At 45.4% G+C, this 16,464-nt stretch carries 13 protein-coding genes and 1 pseudogene; 10 read left to right on the top strand and 4 right to left on the bottom strand.

Annotated elements, in window-relative coordinates; all coding sequences use genetic code 11:
* From R8N46_RS22135 to R8N46_RS22120, 4 genes and pseudogenes are all read left to right on the top strand, one after another.
* Positions 1–71, top strand: a pseudogene (locus R8N46_RS22135) (elongation factor Tu); the annotation flags it as partial.
* Positions 72–402: 331 nt separating this feature from the next.
* On the top strand, positions 403–591 hold the full coding sequence (locus R8N46_RS22130; protein ID WP_005381360.1) for a (2Fe-2S)-binding protein: 189 nt from the start codon (positions 403–405) through the stop codon (positions 589–591).
* A gap of 93 nt (positions 592–684) precedes the next feature.
* Positions 685–1,161, top strand: coding sequence for a bacterioferritin (bfr, locus tag R8N46_RS22125; RefSeq protein WP_005381359.1), 477 nt, complete (start codon positions 685–687; stop codon positions 1,159–1,161).
* A gap of 206 nt (positions 1,162–1,367) precedes the next feature.
* A complete protein-coding gene (locus tag R8N46_RS22120) occupies positions 1,368–2,645 on the top strand; it encodes a malic enzyme-like NAD(P)-binding protein (protein WP_005381358.1) in 1,278 nt (425 codons plus the stop codon).
* Positions 2,646–2,757: 112 nt separating this feature from the next.
* On the opposite strand, the gene metJ is transcribed toward R8N46_RS22120, so the two are convergent.
* Positions 2,758–3,078, bottom strand: coding sequence for a met regulon transcriptional regulator MetJ (gene metJ, locus R8N46_RS22115; RefSeq protein WP_005381353.1), 321 nt, complete (start codon positions 3,076–3,078; stop codon positions 2,758–2,760).
* Positions 3,079–3,303: 225 nt separating this feature from the next.
* On the opposite strand from metJ, the gene R8N46_RS22110 reads away from it, so the two are divergent.
* The 3 genes from R8N46_RS22110 to metF all read left to right on the top strand — a co-directional run bounded on the left by R8N46_RS22110 (position 3,304) and on the right by metF (position 8,053).
* Entirely contained in the window at positions 3,304–4,464 is a 1,161-nt protein-coding gene (locus R8N46_RS22110) for an O-succinylhomoserine (thiol)-lyase (RefSeq protein ID WP_213972564.1), read from the top strand.
* A 15-nt stretch (positions 4,465–4,479) separates the two neighbouring features.
* Positions 4,480–6,888: a bifunctional aspartate kinase/homoserine dehydrogenase II gene (locus tag R8N46_RS22105; protein ID WP_115386339.1), complete on the top strand. Its 2,409-nt coding sequence runs from the start codon at positions 4,480–4,482 to the stop codon at positions 6,886–6,888.
* Between the two features lie 262 nt (positions 6,889–7,150).
* Positions 7,151–8,053 carry a methylenetetrahydrofolate reductase gene (gene metF / locus R8N46_RS22100; protein ID WP_005381345.1) on the top strand — a complete coding sequence of 301 codons (903 nt, stop codon included), beginning with the start codon at positions 7,151–7,153 and terminating at the stop codon, positions 8,051–8,053.
* A gap of 70 nt (positions 8,054–8,123) precedes the next feature.
* Here metF and R8N46_RS22095 read toward each other — a convergent pair whose 3' ends face one another.
* The 3 genes from R8N46_RS22095 to argE form a co-directional block, all read right to left on the bottom strand.
* Positions 8,124–8,663, bottom strand: coding sequence for a PadR family transcriptional regulator (locus R8N46_RS22095; protein ID WP_005382791.1), 540 nt, complete (start codon positions 8,661–8,663; stop codon positions 8,124–8,126).
* Positions 8,664–9,088: 425 nt separating this feature from the next.
* Positions 9,089–11,722 carry a phosphoenolpyruvate carboxylase gene (gene ppc, locus R8N46_RS22090; RefSeq protein ID WP_005381336.1) on the bottom strand — a complete coding sequence of 878 codons (2,634 nt, stop codon included), beginning with the start codon at positions 11,720–11,722 and terminating at the stop codon, positions 9,089–9,091.
* A gap of 272 nt (positions 11,723–11,994) precedes the next feature.
* Positions 11,995–13,131 (bottom strand): acetylornithine deacetylase, encoded by a 1,137-nt coding sequence (gene argE, locus R8N46_RS22085; protein WP_005381335.1) that lies wholly within the window; start codon positions 13,129–13,131, stop codon positions 11,995–11,997.
* Between the two features lie 144 nt (positions 13,132–13,275).
* Here argE and argC point away from each other — a divergent pair, with 144 nt between their 5' ends.
* The 3 genes from argC (at position 13,276) to R8N46_RS22070 (ending at position 16,392) form a co-directional block, all read left to right on the top strand.
* Positions 13,276–14,280: an N-acetyl-gamma-glutamyl-phosphate reductase gene (gene argC, locus R8N46_RS22080; RefSeq protein ID WP_053350729.1), complete on the top strand. Its 1,005-nt coding sequence runs from the start codon at positions 13,276–13,278 to the stop codon at positions 14,278–14,280.
* Between the two features lie 21 nt (positions 14,281–14,301).
* Positions 14,302–15,093 (top strand): acetylglutamate kinase, encoded by a 792-nt coding sequence (gene argB / locus R8N46_RS22075; protein WP_005381333.1) that lies wholly within the window; start codon positions 14,302–14,304, stop codon positions 15,091–15,093.
* Between the two features lie 84 nt (positions 15,094–15,177).
* Positions 15,178–16,392, top strand: coding sequence for an argininosuccinate synthase (locus R8N46_RS22070; protein ID WP_005381332.1), 1,215 nt, complete (start codon positions 15,178–15,180; stop codon positions 16,390–16,392).
* Positions 16,393–16,464: the final 72 nt, after the last annotated feature.

Genomic DNA, 16,464 nt, shown 5'->3' with positions numbered 1-16,464 from the left:
GTCTACGTTTCGCGATCCGTGAAGGTGGCCGTACAGTAGGTGCTGGTGTTGTTGCTAAGATCTTCGACTAATTCATAACGAATTAAACGAAATCTTGCACTGTTCTTCTTTTTGAAGAAAGCGCATCGAAAAGGGAAGCTTAGGCTTCCCTTTTTCATTTCTAGATTACATTTAGTTATAAGTGTTGAAATAAAAGACGTCACTTTTTCGATTTAAAAACAGAGTTTTACCGGCTTTGTTTCTTAACGCTTTTACTCACCCCTCTTAACCCTTTGATCTTTTCCTGCAGCGGTAAAATCGTTATAACCAAATATTCTGAGCGGACACCATAATGCGACTGGTAACAAGAACTATTCTTGTTTATATTGTTTGTCACAGATTAGTTTTATAGGTTTTTTGAGTATGTACGTTTGTCTTTGCCATGGTGTCTCCGACAAAAAAATTAGGAAGTTGGCGATAGATGAAGGCGTAACAGATATTAAAGGAATCAAAAAGTGCACGGCATTGGGCAGCCAATGTGGTAAGTGCATCAGACAGGCCAAGGAAATTTTAGCGGAAACTAGTTACACGGAATTTAAACAAGCCAGCTAATTGCTGTAAGTATGCAGTAATTATTTGCCTTACATTTTGACACCTTCTCATTTGCTTCTACATTTAAATGAAGCCAAAGAGGAGGGTTTTGTCATGAAAGGCGATCCAATCATCATTCAACATCTCAATAAAGTGCTCGGTAACGAGCTCGTCGCTATTAATCAGTATTTTCTTCACGCCCGAATGTATAAAGACTGGGGCTTAAAGCACCTAGCAGACAAGGAATATCACGAATCTATCGATGAGATGAAGCATGCCGATCATCTAATTGAGCGTATTTTGTTCCTTGAAGGCCTACCGAACCTACAAGATTTAGGTAAGTTGATGATTGGTGAAGATACCAAGGAAATGCTCGAGTGTGACTTAAAGCTTGAAATGGCGGCTATTCCAGATTTAAAAGATGCGATTGCCTACGCTGAAGACATTCGAGATTATGTGTCTCGAGATCTCTTCCAAGATATTCTTGAAGATGAAGAAGAACATGTTGATTGGCTAGAGACGCAACTTGGCTTGATTGAAATGTCTGGTATTGAGAATTATCTCCAAGCGCAATACGTGGACGAAGAGTAACGATACTTTCTAAGTTTGCATACTCCAATAATAGTAAGAAGAAAGAGCACCTGACTCGAAAATCGGGTGCTTAACCCCGTTATCTGGTCTAATCTCTTTTATTATCGGCTTTTTAAGGATATTGCTCGCAATCTTGCCTATGAAGTTTGATTTCTATCCGATAGAATTTATGCCCCCTTACCTAAAAATAAAAAAGAGAAACGTCCATGTCTGAAGACAACCACCAAGCAGCCACTCCAGAAGAAGAACATCGCCAAAAAGCATTGGATTACCATGCTTATCCAACTCCAGGAAAGATTGCTGTCGAACTGACAAAGCCTGCGGAAACGGCGGGTGATCTTGCCCTTGCATATAGCCCTGGTGTTGCAGAGCCAGTGCGTGAAATCGCACAAAACCCGGATAACGTGTACAAGTACACTGCAAAAGGGAACATGGTTGCTGTTATTTCTAACGGTACCGCTATTCTAGGTCTAGGTAACCTAGGTCCACTTGCATCTAAGCCAGTGATGGAAGGTAAAGCGTTACTGTTTAAGCGTTTTGCAGGTCTTGACTCTATTGATATTGAAGTTAAGCACCGCACGATCGATGAATTTGTTGATACTGTTGCGAGCATTGCAGACACTTTTGGCGGTATCAACCTTGAAGATATTAAAGCACCAGACTGTTTTGAGATTGAAAAGCGTCTGATTGAACGTTGTGATGTACCAGTATTCCACGATGATCAACATGGTACTGCTATTGTAACGGCAGCGGGTATGCTGAATGCAATCGAACTTCAAGGTAAGAAACTTGAAGATTCAACAATTGTTTGTCTTGGCGCTGGCGCTGCCGCTGTAGCGTGTATGGAGCTTCTGATCAAATGCGGCGCAATGCGCGAAAAAATCTACATGCTAGATCGCAAAGGTGTGATTCACACTCGTCGTGATGATCTTAATGAATATAAGCAGCTATTTGCGAACAATACAGATAAGCGCACACTAGAAGACGTGATTGAAGGTGCAGATCTGTTCCTAGGTGTATCTGGTCCAAACCTATTGCCAGCGGAAGCGTTGAAGTTGATGGCAGATAAGCCAATCGTATTCGCATGTTCTAACCCGGATCCTGAAATCAAGCCGGAACTTGCTCACGCAGTTCGTGATGACTTGATCATGGGTACTGGCCGTAGTGATTATCCTAACCAAGTTAACAACGTATTGTGTTTCCCATTCATTTTCCGCGGTGCTCTTGATGTGCGTGCAAGTGAAATCAATGATGAAATGAAACTTGCAGCCGTTGAGGCGATTCGTGAGCTAGCAAAAGAGCCTGTACCTGAAGCCGTATTGAAGGCTGCAGGTGTTGATAAGCTAGAGTTTGGTGCGGACTATATTATTCCAAAACCAATGGATTCACGTTTGCTACCACGTGTTGCAAAAGCGGTCGCTCAGGCGGCGGTTAATTCAGGTGTAGCTCGTATCGAGATGCCTGAAAACTACATGGCAGAGTAATATATCTTTCAGATGTGATACACAAAAATGGGACGCTATTGCGTCCCATTTTTTATGTCATTCATTTGGCTCGAGGCAAGAGTTATTACCTGAAACCTCTTATCAGGCTTTTTTATTCTTCGTCGAATGACTCAAATTCGATGCCCATTTCCGTCATCAGCGCTTTTACTTCTGTTGGAATATCATCAGGACGGTCTTTACGAAGGTCTTCATCTGTCGGAAGTGGCTGACCTGTGTACGCGTGCAAAAATGCCTCGCATAGCAATTCGCTATTGGTTGCATGGCGTAAGTTATTGATCTGACGGCGAGTACGCTCATCAGTTAGCACCTTTAAAACTTTTAGCGGGATAGAGACGGTAATTTTTTTTACTTGTTCGCTTTTTTTGCCGTGCTCTGCATATGGGCTAATGTATTCGCCATTCCAGTCAGCCATTGCACACCTTCATTTATGTAATCGGTTAAAAATAATTTAGGTGCTGATTTTAGCTGCATTTACCGCCATAAGCAAAGACATATAGACGTCTAGAAGTGTTGACGTCTCATTTTTTGACGAGTAAAGTGAACATAACAGCAAAGGAAGCGTGTTGATCACTTTATGTTACTCATTAGATATAGCGCATTCCTATTTAGAAGTCATTACCCGTGAAAGGATACACCCATGAGCACTCGCAAACTTGCGACCATTGCAGTACGCACTGGTATTGAATCAGACAGCCAATATCATGCTGTCGTTCCACCTATTTATCTTTCCACTAACTATGGTTTTCCTGCTTTTGGTGAAGTGCCCAAGTATGATTACACACGATCTGGTAATCCAAACCGCGGACTGTTGGAAAGTGCGCTATCTGAACTTGAGTCTGGAAAAGGAGCGGTTGTTACTAACTGCGGTACGTCGGCATTAAATTTATGGGTTTCCGCTTTTCTCGGCCCAGATGATCTCATTATTGCTCCTCACGATTGTTATGGCGGCACCTATCGTCTTTTTAATACCCGAGCTAGCAAAGGCGATTTTAAGGTTCAGTTTGTCGATCAATCAGACGAACAGGCTTTAGATGCTGCATTGGCACAAAAACCAAAACTCATTTTGCTAGAAACTCCGTCAAACCCTCTGGTTCGCGTAGTGGATATTGCAGCTACTTGTGAAAAAGCGAAACAAATCGGCGCGTTAGTTGCGGTGGACAATACCTTTTTGACACCCGTGTACCAAAAACCTTTAGAGCTAGGTGCGGATTTTGTTATCCACTCCACAACAAAGTACATCAACGGTCATTCGGACGTAATTGGTGGAGTAATCATCACCAACACAGAGGCGCATGCAGAAGAGCTTGCATGGTGGGGCAATTGTATTGGTGCAACGGGCACACCTTTCGATAGTTATATGACGCTGCGAGGTATTCGTACGCTTGGTGCTCGTATGCGAGTACATGAGGAGAGCTCACAGCAGGTACTGGCTTACCTACAGAAACAAGCGTTAGTTAAAACTATCTATCATCCAAGCCTGCCGGAACATCCAGGTCATGACATCGCTAAAAAGCAGCAAACGGGCTTTGGCTCTATGTTGAGTTTTGAGTTTGCTGGTTCGTTTGAGCAGATAAAGGTGTTTGTGAAAGAGCTCCAACTGTTTTCATTAGCTGAATCATTAGGTGGTGTAGAAAGTTTGATTTGCCACCCGGCATCCATGACTCACCGTGCAATGGGTGAGGAGGCACTGGCGGAGGCTGGGGTCTCTCATCAACTATTGCGTTTGTCTGTCGGTTTGGAAGATGCACAAGACCTCATCACAGATTTAGAACAAGCGTTCGCTAAAGCTACCCAGTAATAGGAGACGATAACAATGACTGTACAACGTCAGCTGCATAAGTTTGGTGGCAGTAGCTTAGCAAACCCAGAATGCTACTTACGCGTTGTGGGTATTCTCAAGGAGTATTCGACAGAAAATGATCTGGTGGTCGTATCTGCTGCAGGAAAAACCACTAACCGCTTGATTGAGTTTTTGGAAGGGTTAAGTAAAGATGGCCGAATTGCGCATGAAGCGCTTCAAAGCTTGAGACAGTTCCAAACTGAGCTAATAGAAAGCTTGTTGGAGAGTGAAGCAAAAGAAGAGCTGTTAGCTTTATTACATGATGAGTTCAGTACTCTCTCGGAGCTAACTGCACCACTCACTAATGCGCAAAAAGCTGCGGTACTGGGACACGGAGAAGTATGGTCTGCTCGCCTATTGGCCGCGTTATTATCTCAACGTTCTATCCCTGCGGTTGCACAAGATGCACGAGCGTTTTTACGTGCAGAAGCGGGAACTCAACCAGAGGTTGATCGCGCTCGTTCATACCCTTTAATTAAAGAGATCCTCGCGCAGCATAACCATAAACGTGTGGTAATTACTGGCTTTATGGCTCAGAACGAGGCAGGAGAAACCATTCTACTTGGTCGTAACGGCTCTGACTATTCTGCAACGGTCATAGGCGCGCTTGCTGAAGTCAGTACTGTCACGATTTGGAGTGATGTTGCTGGTGTCTATAGTGCCGATCCACGTTTGGTGTCTGACGCTTGTTTATTACCGTTACTTCGATTGGATGAAGCCAGTGAACTTGCTCGCTTAGCTGCCCCAGTGCTACACAGTCGTACGCTTCAGCCTGTGGCGCAAAGTACCATGGACCTTAATCTCAAGTGTAGCTATCTGCCAGAGTCGGGTTCTACTCGTATTGAGCGTGTATTGGCATCTGGTCGTGGCGCTAAAATTATTACTTCACTGGATGATGTTTTATTGGTGCAGTTGTCTTTCATGCATGGGCACGACTTCGAAAAAACACAGAGTGATGTATTACAAGCGTTGCAGCGCGCGCAATTAGAGCCACTGGCATTTGAAGCTCAATCCGATCAGCACACGCTACGCTTGGCTTACACCGCAGAAATCGCCGGTGGTGCATTGAAACACTTGCAAGAGCTTGCGGTAGAGGCAGAAATTAAGCTAAAAGAAGGTTACTCGCTCTTAGCTGCGGTAGGTGCAGGCGTTACGAAAAACGCCAATCATTGCTTTGGCTTTTATCAGAAGCTAAAGCACTCTCCGGTAGAATTTATCTCTGAAACAGACTCAGGGCTGAGCCTAGTCGCTGTTTTGCGCCGTACTGATACCGAGGCGTTGGTTCAAACGATTCATAGCCAGTTGTTCCAAGCGCAAAAACGCGTGGCAGTGGCTTTATGTGGCAAGGGTAATATTGGTTCTAGTTGGTTAAATTTATTTGCGACGCAAAAAAGTGAGCTCGAAAAACGTCATGGTATGAGCTTTGATCTTGTCGCGGTTGTGGATAGCCAAACCTATTGGTTCGATGAGCAAGGTATTGAGGCGGCGAGTGTTGCTGAACGATTTGATGATGAAAGCATAGCCAACAATGGGGATTGGCTGGCACGTTTGGGAGCGCTTAAAAGCTATGATGAAGCCGTCGTGCTTGATGTTACCGCGAGTAAAGAGTTAGCTCAGCGCTACGTAGAAATCGCACAGCAAGGCATTCATTTGATTTCCGCTAACAAAGTGGCCGGTTCCGCAGATAGTCAGTACTACCATCAGGTTCAAGATGCATTCGCTAAAATTGGTCGTCATTGGCTATACAACGCAACGGTTGGTGCTGGGTTACCGATAAACCATACCGTGCGAGATCTTCGTGAAAGTGGGGATGAAATCGTCGCTCTATCGGGGATTTTCTCGGGGACGTTATCATGGCTGTTCCAACAGTTTGATGGTTCTGTGCCATTTAATGATTTAGTCGATCTTGCTTGGCAGCAAGGGTTAACCGAACCTGACCCTCGTTCTGATTTAGATGGCTCCGATGTAATGCGTAAGTTAGTCATCTTGGCTCGAGAATCGGGCCTAGATATAGAACCAGACAGCGTTAAAGTTGAGTCTTTGGTGCCAGAAGAATTAAGAGAACTGAGCTTAGATGATTTCTTTGATAATGGAGCATTGTTGAGTGAAATACTTCAAGAGCGTCTGACAAAAGCACAGAGAAACGATCAAGTGCTTCGCTATGTTGCGCGTTTAGAAAAAAATGGTAAAGCAACGGTGGGAGTCGAAGCGTTGTCTCGTGAGCACGCGCTCGCTAACTTATTGCCATGCGATAACATTTTTGCCATAGAGAGCAAGTGGTACAAAGATAACCCTCTGGTCATTCGAGGACCAGGCGCAGGCAGAGAAGTGACAGCCGGCGCTATTCAATCCGACCTCAACCGATTGGCTGGTTTATTTTAAAGTTGCGATTGACCTAAAAACCCTGGAACTAATCCAGGGTTTTTTATTCCCCTATCAGTGCCATACTGAAGTCATAACCCGTGCAAAATGGTGAGATGATGCTCAAGTAGAAACTTGAACTATCTTCATTATTAACTTGAGAAAAATTCATAATTACAAGGTTGACATTAAATCGTATTCAATACATTCTGTAGACATATAGACGTCTAAACGTCGATTTTAAGGATTTGTTTTCGTGGCGGAGTGCCGCAGGGAGAGTAAGATGGGATATACGCACGCAGGCCATATCGACGCCTTGAACCAGAATATTGCTGAGTTATCAGATAACATCAATGTATCGTTTGAGTTTTTTCCGCCAAGCAGCGCTAAGATGGAAGAAACACTTTGGAATTCAGTGCACCGTCTTAAAACGCTTCAACCTAAATTTGTTTCTGTGACTTACGGTGCGAACTCCGGCGAGCGTGACAGAACACACTCCATCATTAAAGAAATTAAAGCAACAACCGGATTGGTTGCCGCTCCCCATCTCACTTGTATTGATGCGACTCGTGAAGAGCTGATTAATATTGCCGATGACTATTGGAACAATGGTATTGAAAATATCGTCGCTCTGCGTGGTGATATTCCTCCAGGTGGCGGTGCGCCTGATATGTATGCCTCGGATTTGGTTGAGCTGCTGAAATCACGCCACGATTTCGATATCTCCGTTGCTGCATTCCCTGAGGTTCACCCTGAAGCTAAAAGCGCACAGTCTGACTTATTGAACCTAAAACGTAAGGTAGATGCAGGTGCAAACCGTGCTATTACTCAGTTCTTTTTTGACGTTGAGTCTTACCTGCGATTCCGTGACCGTTGTGTCGCAGCAGGAATTGACGTAGAGATTGTGCCAGGAATTTTGCCTGTATCGAACTTTAAGCAAGCTTCTCGCTTTGCGGCACAGAACAATGTGAAAGTACCAGGATGGATGAGCAAACAATTCGATGGCTTGGATGATGATCCGGTGACTCGCCAGCTTGTAGGAGCTAGCCAAGCTATTGATATGGTGCGTGTACTGAGTCGTGAAGGGGTTAAGGATTTTCACTTCTACACACTAAACCGTGCAGAGATGACTTACGCGTTATGCCATACGTTGGGTGTTCGTCCTCGCGCAGTAGTCGGTGCGTAAACCTAGTTTCAAAAAGATAAAAGGCTTGCCAAGTGGCAAGCCTTTTTCGTTTTATCAAAGCAAAAGGAGTTTAACCAATCACTTCAAGTTCAGTTAGAACTTCTTCTGCCCAAGTGATCCAAGTTTCACGTAACAGTAGGTTACGGCGAAGCGTTAGACGTTCTAGGCGAGCTTGTTTATCTAAAGTTGACGGCGTTGCGTAGTAAGCCGCTTCAATTTCTTTGTAGTGAGAAACCAGTTTGCGAGACTCTTCAACTAGCTCGGCGAGTTGGTCACGGAATGGAGCCGCTGGTTGAACGGCACATGCCATCAATTTCGCTGAAAACTCATCACGAACTGTTGGGTGTGCAGTTGGTTGATCAAACCACTCTCCTAAAGCGCTGCGACCAGCGTCTGTAATGGAGTAAACCTTGCGGTCTGGTTTGCCTTCTTGGGGTTCTAATACGCAAGTAACCAGTTCTTTCTCAGCCATTTTGTTGAGTTCACGGTACACCTGTTGGTGGCTTGCTTTCCAGAAGTAACCGATGCTAGCAGAGAATTCTTTAGTGATATCGTAACCGGTTGCGTCGCGAGTGCTAAGAACAGTTAAGATTACGTGTGGTAATGACATGTCTTCAATCCAAATGGTCAATAAACTTGTAAACAAGCTACTTATACTTTCAGCTGCGCTCTTACTGGCACTTGAGTTTTTTAATGTATAAGTAGCACCAACAATGTTGGTCCTGTCACCTTAAAGCCGTTTATCACCTAGAGAGATGGGGAGTCCCATCAAGGCTGGAGCAGGTATGATTGGATTTATGAGCTCTCAGCAGGCAAGTAGTATATAAATAATAAGCATGAAGTGGAATAGTAGGACAAAATTACCCTAAAAAACTAACATAATAATCAATAGTGTTAACTTGTGGTTTTTTGTTCTTTTATTTTGGTATTTTTTGGGTCTCTAGTAGTTTATTTAACTGCTTTTGTTTTGGTGCGATTATCCTGTGATAAAAAAAAGCTGAGCATTTGCCCAGCTTTCTATTAAAAATGAAACGATTAGCCTGTGTTGCGCATACCTGCAGCAATACCAGCAATCGTCACCATCAACGCTTCTTCCAAGTTTGCAGAAGCTTCTTCGGTTTGACGCGTGCGGTATAGCAGCTCTGCTTGTAGCATATTCAATGGCTCAACGTAGATATTGCGTAAGCGAATAGACTCGAGTCCCCAAGGGTCATGCTGCATCAAGTTTTCATTGTTCTCTACATTCAGTACCGCTTTGATGTCTTCTTGAAGCTGAGCACGAAGTTTTTCACCGAGTGGACGGAGCGACTCATCCACCAATCGCTCATCGTAGTAGCGAGAGATATCAATATTACACTTCGAGTACACCATCTCTAGCATGCCGAGACGAGTAGAGAAAAACGGCCATTCGCGGCACATCTCTTCGAGCAATGCTTGGTGGCCTTTATCGATCGAGTATTGAATCGCTTCACCTGCGCCTAGCCATGCAGGAAGTACCAAACGGTTTTGACTCCATGAGAAGATCCACGGGATTGCACGTAAGCTTTCTACTCCGCCCTTAGGGTTGCGTTTTGCAGGACGAGAACCAAGTGGCAACTTACCGAGTTCGAGTTCTGGTGTTGCTTGGCGGAAGTAAGGCACGAAATCTGGCTCGCCACGAACCACATTTCGGTAAGACTCACAGCTTACTTCTGATAGCACTTCCATCAAGTCGCGCCATTCTTGTTTTGGCTCCGGTGGCGGTAACAAGTTGGCTTCCAGAATCGCACTTGCGTATAGGTTAAAGCTGTTTACTGCGACATCTGGGAGACCCAGTTTAAAGCGGATCATCTCGCCTTGCTCTGTTACACGTAAACCGCCTTTCAAGCTTTTTGGTGGTTGCGACAAAAGCGCAGCATGCGCAGGTGCGCCACCGCGACCGACTGTGCCCCCACGACCATGGAATAGAGTTAGCTCAACGCCTTCTTCTTCAGCCACTTTAACTAACGATTCCATCGCATGATACTGAGCCCAACCTGCAGACATAACACCTGCATCTTTCGCTGAGTCAGAGTAACCAATCATGACCATCTGGTGGTTTTGGATAAAACCACGGTAAAGGTCAATCCCCATAAGCTGCTTGATGACCGATTCCGCGTTATTCAAATCGTCTAGCGTTTCGAACAGAGGACACACATCCATGCGGTAAGGGCAACCAGCTTCTTGTAGCAGTAGATGAACGGCTAGTACGTCAGAGGCGGTACGTGCCATTGAAATAACGTAAGCGCCAAACGCTTCACGCGGTTGTGCTGCAACAATCTTACAGGTATCCAAAACCTCTTTGACGGGTTCAGACGGTTCCCAATCACGAGGGAGAAGCGGACGTTTAGATGCCAGCTCGTTAGTTAGAAAAGCAATCTTATCTTGCTCACTCCATTGTTCGTAATCACCAATACCTAAGTAGCGAGTCAGTTCAGACAAGACGTCTGAGTGACGCGTGCTCTCCTGGCGGATATCAAGACGTACAAGATGGATACCAAATGCTTTTACGCGGCGTAGTGTATCCAGTAGTGAGCCGTTGGCTATTACACCCATGCCACATTCGTTTAGTGACTGGTAGCAGGCATACAACGGTTCCCAAAGTTGCTCGACTTTTTGCAGTGGTGCTTTAACGGCCAGTTTTTGACCGTGGATCTTAGCATCGAGAATATCTTTGGTTTCATTGAGCAGAGTGCGTAATTGCTTCAGGATCGCACGGTATGGTTCGTGCTGATCTTCGCCAGCAAGCTCACGGACTTGATCGTTTGAAACTGTCATAGACAGCTCGCTGATCAACTCGTTGATGTCATTGAGATAAAGATCGGCGGCTTTCCAACGAGACAAAAGTAAGACTTCACGCGTAACGTTGTGAGTAACAAACGGGTTACCGTCACGGTCACCGCCCATCCAAGAGGAAAAGTGCACTGGGCGAGCATCAATGGGTAAACCTTCTCCAAGGTAAGATTTTAGACGGTCATTCATCTCACGTAGGAAGTCCGGTACTGCTTCCCATAGCGAGTTTTCAACGACCGCAAAGCCCCACTTTGCTTCATCCAACGGAGTTGGGCGTTGTTGTCGAATCACGTCTGAATGCCAGCCTTGGGCAATCAGTTGCTCTAGGCGGCGTTCGGTTTTTCTGCGCTCTTTAGAAGAAAGATCGCTTAGCTCCAACTTTGATAAGCACTCGTTTATCTTGACCAGTTTGTTGATCATCGTGCGGCGCGTAATTTCTGTTGGGTGAGCCGTCAATACCAATTCAATATTTAGATCACGAACCGCTTGGGCAGTGTCCAGTTTGCTCACATCGTTTTGTACCAGTTTAGAAAACAGCGAGTTAATCGCGTCTGGTTCGCAAATGTGCTCTTCACAATGGCGTGAAATCGTGTGGTATTGCTCAGCGATATTGGTGAGGTTTAGAAATTGGTTAAACGCGCGAGTAACGGGCGTTAGCTGCTCATCAGGTAGATGTTTGATTTCTTCGATCAAGCTGTCCCTGTCTGCTTGATTCCCTGCTTGAGCTGATTTGGATAATTTACGAATGGTTTCCACTTTCTCGAAGATTTCTTCGCCATGGGCATCGCGAATGGTGTTACCCAATAAGTGGCCTAACATGCGCACATTACTTTTGAGTGCGGCGTATTTCTCGTTCATTGTCGTCCTGCCTCGTAAAAAAACTACATCCATTGTCCTTGTTAAGACTCCAATCTAGCGAAAAGCACCAGTTATAGTCAAATAAAGCAGACTAAGTTTGCAATTATTCCGCTGTCTCCTGATTTAGAGCAAATTTACGGCAGCCATAGAGTAAGAAGTGAAAATTAATTACAAAATAACAAGTTAAATAAGTGTTAAGACTAGCGCTAAATTGTGAAGATAAAAAGATGCAGCTCAATCGAGCTGCACAGACTTTTGAGCTTAAACGCGTATTAACAGCAGTACTTGACCATCGCCTTTGAAAGCACATCAATTGTGGGGTCGATAAAGTCGAAGGATAGAAACTCATCCGGTTGGTGGGCTTGGTCGATTGACCCAGGGCCGAGCACCAAGGTTGGACACAACTGCTGTAGAAATGGTGCTTCAGTACAGTAGTTCACGGTTTCTGAACTGGTTTGGCAGATCTCTTCAACACCACCAATAAATGGGTGGTCATGTTGGCATTCGTAACCTGGAATAGGCTCATGCAATGGAATAATCTCCAGTCTCCCAGGCCATTTCGCTTCGACTTCTTTTAATGCTCCGCGCAACATGTTCTCTAAACCATCAAGACTAATGCCGGGAAGAGGACGCACGTCGTAATGCAGTTCGCAGCAACCACAAATACGGTTAGCGCTGTCACCACCATGAATGTGTCCAAGATTTAGGGTTGGGCTTGGAATGGCAAAACCCGGATGGTGATATTCTTTAATCAATTTGTCACGCAGTTGCATCATGGCGAACATGACTTCATGCATGATCTCAATAGCGTTAACGCCAAGCGCTGGGTCCGATGAGTGACCGGACTTGCCTGTTACGCGAATGGCATTTGCCACATGCCCTTTATGACCTCGAATTGGTACAAGGCTGGTGGGTTCACCAATGATGCAGTAATCCGGCTTAAATGGGGCGTTTGCTGTGAAATGTCGCGCGCCCAACATGGTGGTCTCTTCGTCACAAGTGGCTAATACGTAAAGTGGTTTGCTCTGCTTGCTCCAATCGACTTTCTTCACTGCTTCATAAATAAAGGCGAAAAAGCCTTTCATGTCTGCTGTGCCTAAACCGTAGAAGCGGTTGTCTTTTTCCGTCAGTTTATGCGGATCAAAATTCCATCGCCCTTGATCGAATGGCACGGTATCACTATGGCCAGCAAGTAAAAGGCCACCTTCTCCCTCTCCCATACGTGCGATCATATTGTGCTTGCCTGGCTCGACTTCGATCACTTCAACGCTAAAACCCAGATCTTTAAACCAAGATGCGAGTTTTTCGATGACTTTTGCATTGCCCTGATCCCAGCTCGGATCCGTGGAGCTGATAGAAGAGGTGCTGATGAGTCCTTCATAGACCTCTAGAAAAGTTGGTAATTGCATGGATTCTTCAAATCTCCTGTTGACAGACAGACCACAAAAATGTAAAACACATATTAAATCATATTTAATGAATAAAAAATCAAAATAAAGCAAAAATTAAATATGAATAGTCATTTGAGCCTTTAAGTATATGGATGTCACACAATGCTAAAAACCACGATTATTGGAGCCAGCGGTTACACCGGCGCAGAGTTAGCGTTAATGGTTAATAAACACCCACAACTCACGCTATCAGGTTTATACGTTTCCGCCAACAGTGTTGATGCGGGAAAGAGCATCGCGCAGCTACACGGTAAGCTAGCGGGCATCATTGATATGCCAGTTTTACCACTAACGGATCCACTGCAAATCGCTCAAGAATCGGACGTGGTGTTTTTGGCAACGGCTCACGAAGTCAGCCATGATTTAGCCCCAACTTTCTTGGAGACAGGCTGTCAGGTATTCGATTTATCGGGTGCATTCCGTGTGAAAAGTGAAGGCTTTTACGACACTTTTTATGGCTTCGCACATCAACATAACAACTGGTTAGATAAAGCAGCATACGGCTTAGCAGAGTGGAACCAAGAATCAATAAAAACCACTCCTTTGATTGCAGTAGCAGGTTGCTACCCAACCGCTTCACAGCTTGCAATCAAACCTTTATTAGAACATGCGTTGCTTGATACCAACCAATGGCCAGTGATCAACGCAACCAGTGGTGTATCTGGTGCAGGGCGTAAAGCCTCCATGGTTAACAGCTTCTGTGAAGTGAGCTTGCAACCTTATGGTGTATTTAACCATCGTCACCAGCCAGAGATTGCTCAGCACTTGGGTTGCGATGTGATTTTTACTCCGCACCTCGGCAACTTTAAACGCGGCATTCTTGCCACTATCACCATGAAGCTTGCGCAAGGTGTGACAGAAGCACAAGTGGCACAGGCGTTTGAACAAGCTTATCAAGGCAAGCCTGCGGTGCGTCTTAAAGGCGACGGTATTCCACGTATTCAGGATGTCGAAAATACCCCTTTCTGCGATATCGGCTGGAAGGTACAAGGCGAACACATCATTGTGATTTCAGCTATCGACAACCTACTTAAAGGTGCATCGAGTCAAGCGATGCAATGTCTCAATATTCATTACGGTTACCCAGAACTGACAGCGTTGCTGTAGTCGTTGAAAGAGGGAAATGCGATGACGCAAACCAATCAAGCTCCTTTAGTCATTAAGCTAGGTGGTGCAGCTCTATCATGCACTCAAACCTTAAGCCAACTGTTTGGTGCCATTGCGGCTTACCAAAAATCGGCACAGCGACAAATCGCCATCGTTCATGGCGGTGGCTACCTAGTTGATGAGTTGATGGCAAAGCTTCAGCTTGAAACCGTAAAGAAAAACGGTTTACGCGTAACGCCTTACGATCAAATTCCTGTGATTGCAGGCGCGCTTGCAGGCACTGCGAATAAGTTACTTCAAGGTCAAGCGATTGCGGACGGTCTTAACGCTGTGGGCCTTAGCCTTGCGGATGGTGGTTTGTGTCTTGTTGAAGAACTTGACCCAGAACTCGGCGCGGTAGGCAAAGCATCACCGGGTGACTCAGCACTATTACAAGCGGTGCTAAACACAGGTGCACTGCCGATCATCAGTTCAATTGGTTTAACCAAAGATGGCCAGATGATGAATGTGAATGCTGATCAAGCAGCAGTCGCGGTTGCGGGCGCATTAGATGCGGAGTTAGTCCTGTTATCAGACGTGAGTGGTGTATTAGATGGAAAAGGCCATTTGATCAAAACCCTGTCAGAGCAGCAAGCTAACTCGTTGATCGATGGACATGTGATCACCGATGGCATGATCGTCAAAGTTAAAGCCGCTTTGGAGGCCGCCAATGATCTTGGCCGTCCAATTGAAGTCGCGACCTGGCGTTACCCAGAAAAATTAGCACAGTTATTCGCTGGTGAAAGTATTGGTACTCAATTCTTGCCTCAATAAGCATCAGCAAAAGAATTCAATATTAGGAAGTCGTAGTTGGCACTGACCGCCGAGCGCAGCGCCAGTTAAGTTTGGAGAAAAAACATGAGCAAAGTGAACGTAAATAAAGTGGTAGTCGCATACTCAGGCGGTCTAGATACTTCAGTAATTATCCCGTGGCTAAAAGAGAACTACGACTGTGAAGTAGTGGCTTTCGTTGCCGATGTTGGTCAAGGTGCCGAAGAGCTAGAAGGCATTGAAGCGAAAGCAAAAGCCTCTGGTGCTTCTGAGTGCTACATCGCTGACTTGAAAGAAGAAATGGTCGCAGACTACATTTACCCAACGCTAAAAACCGGCGCGTACTACGAAGGTAAGTACCTGCTAGGTACATCAATGGCGCGTCCAATCATTGCCAAAGCGCAGGTTGAAGTGGCACGTAAAGTGGGCGCGGACGCTCTGTGTCATGGCTGTACAGGTAAAGGTAACGACCAAGTACGTTTTGAAGGCGCATTCGCAGCACTAGCACCGGACTTACAAGTGATTGCACCTTGGCGTGAGTGGGACCTAGTGAGCCGTGAAGAGTGTTTGGATTACCTAGCTGAGCGTAATATTCCTTGCTCTGCGTCTCTTACTAAGATCTATTCACGTGATGCAAACGCATGGCACATTTCGACGGAAGGCGGCGTTTTAGAAGATACGTGGAACGCACCAAACGAAGACTGCTGGGTGTGGACTGTCGACCCAGAGCAAGCGCCAAATGAAGCGGAATACGTCACGCTGAAAGTAGAAAAAGGTGAAGTGGTCGAAGTTGATGGTGAAGTGATGACACCATACAACGCACTGGTTTACCTAAACGAGAAGGGCGCTAAGCACGGTGTTGGCCGTATCGATATCGTGGAAAACCGTCTTGTTGGGATGAAGTCTCGTGGTTGTTATGAAACACCGGGAGGCACCATCATGATGGAAGCGCTGCGTGCTGTAGAGCAGCTTGTGCTAGACAAATCATCATTCGAATTCCGTGAGGAGCTAGGTCTAAAAGCGTCTCACCTTGTATACGATGGCCGTTGGTTTACGCCACTATGTAAATCGATCCTTGCCGCTTCAGAAGAGCTAGCGCAAGACGTTAACGGTGAAGTGGTTGTTAAGCTCTACAAAGGTCAAGCGACAGTGACGCAAAAACGTTCTGACAACAGCTTGTATTCAGAAGAGTTCGCGACTTTTGGTGAAGATGAAGTTTACGACCAAAGCCATGCAGGTGGGTTTATCCGTCTTTACTCGCTATCAAGCCGTATTCGTGCATTGAACAGCCAGAAGAAATAATCCCTTAACATCCATCTCGGATTGAATAAAGACCCGCCATTTATAGGCGGGTCTTTTGGTTTCTAAAAGCGG

Source organism: Vibrio sp. 1874 (assembly GCF_033344395.1).
GTDB lineage: Bacteria > Pseudomonadota > Gammaproteobacteria > Enterobacterales > Vibrionaceae > Vibrio > Vibrio alginolyticus.
The sequence above is the reverse complement of the archived record's forward strand: the minus strand, read 5'-3'. Positions and strand labels throughout refer to the sequence as shown.

Excerpts from the sequence above, each read along its gene's own strand:
- argB (WP_005381333.1), top strand. The coding sequence starts at position 14,302 with ATGACGCAAACCAATCAAGCTCCTTTAGTCATTAAGCTAGGTGGTGCA.
- bfr (WP_005381359.1), top strand. The coding sequence starts at position 685 with ATGAAAGGCGATCCAATCATCATTCAACATCTCAATAAAGTGCTCGGT.
- ppc (WP_005381336.1), bottom strand. The coding sequence starts at position 11,722 with ATGAACGAGAAATACGCCGCACTCAAAAGTAATGTGCGCATGTTAGGC.
- metJ (WP_005381353.1), bottom strand. The coding sequence starts at position 3,078 with ATGGCTGACTGGAATGGCGAATACATTAGCCCATATGCAGAGCACGGC.
- metF (WP_005381345.1), top strand. The coding sequence starts at position 7,151 with ATGGGATATACGCACGCAGGCCATATCGACGCCTTGAACCAGAATATT.
- R8N46_RS22120 (WP_005381358.1), top strand. The coding sequence starts at position 1,368 with ATGTCTGAAGACAACCACCAAGCAGCCACTCCAGAAGAAGAACATCGC.
- R8N46_RS22130 (WP_005381360.1), top strand. The coding sequence starts at position 403 with ATGTACGTTTGTCTTTGCCATGGTGTCTCCGACAAAAAAATTAGGAAG.
- R8N46_RS22070 (WP_005381332.1), top strand. The coding sequence starts at position 15,178 with ATGAGCAAAGTGAACGTAAATAAAGTGGTAGTCGCATACTCAGGCGGT.
- argC (WP_053350729.1), top strand. The coding sequence starts at position 13,276 with ATGCTAAAAACCACGATTATTGGAGCCAGCGGTTACACCGGCGCAGAG.
- R8N46_RS22110 (WP_213972564.1), top strand. The coding sequence starts at position 3,304 with ATGAGCACTCGCAAACTTGCGACCATTGCAGTACGCACTGGTATTGAA.
- R8N46_RS22095 (WP_005382791.1), bottom strand. The coding sequence starts at position 8,663 with ATGTCATTACCACACGTAATCTTAACTGTTCTTAGCACTCGCGACGCA.
- argE (WP_005381335.1), bottom strand. The coding sequence starts at position 13,131 with ATGCAATTACCAACTTTTCTAGAGGTCTATGAAGGACTCATCAGCACC.
- R8N46_RS22105 (WP_115386339.1), top strand. The coding sequence starts at position 4,480 with ATGACTGTACAACGTCAGCTGCATAAGTTTGGTGGCAGTAGCTTAGCA.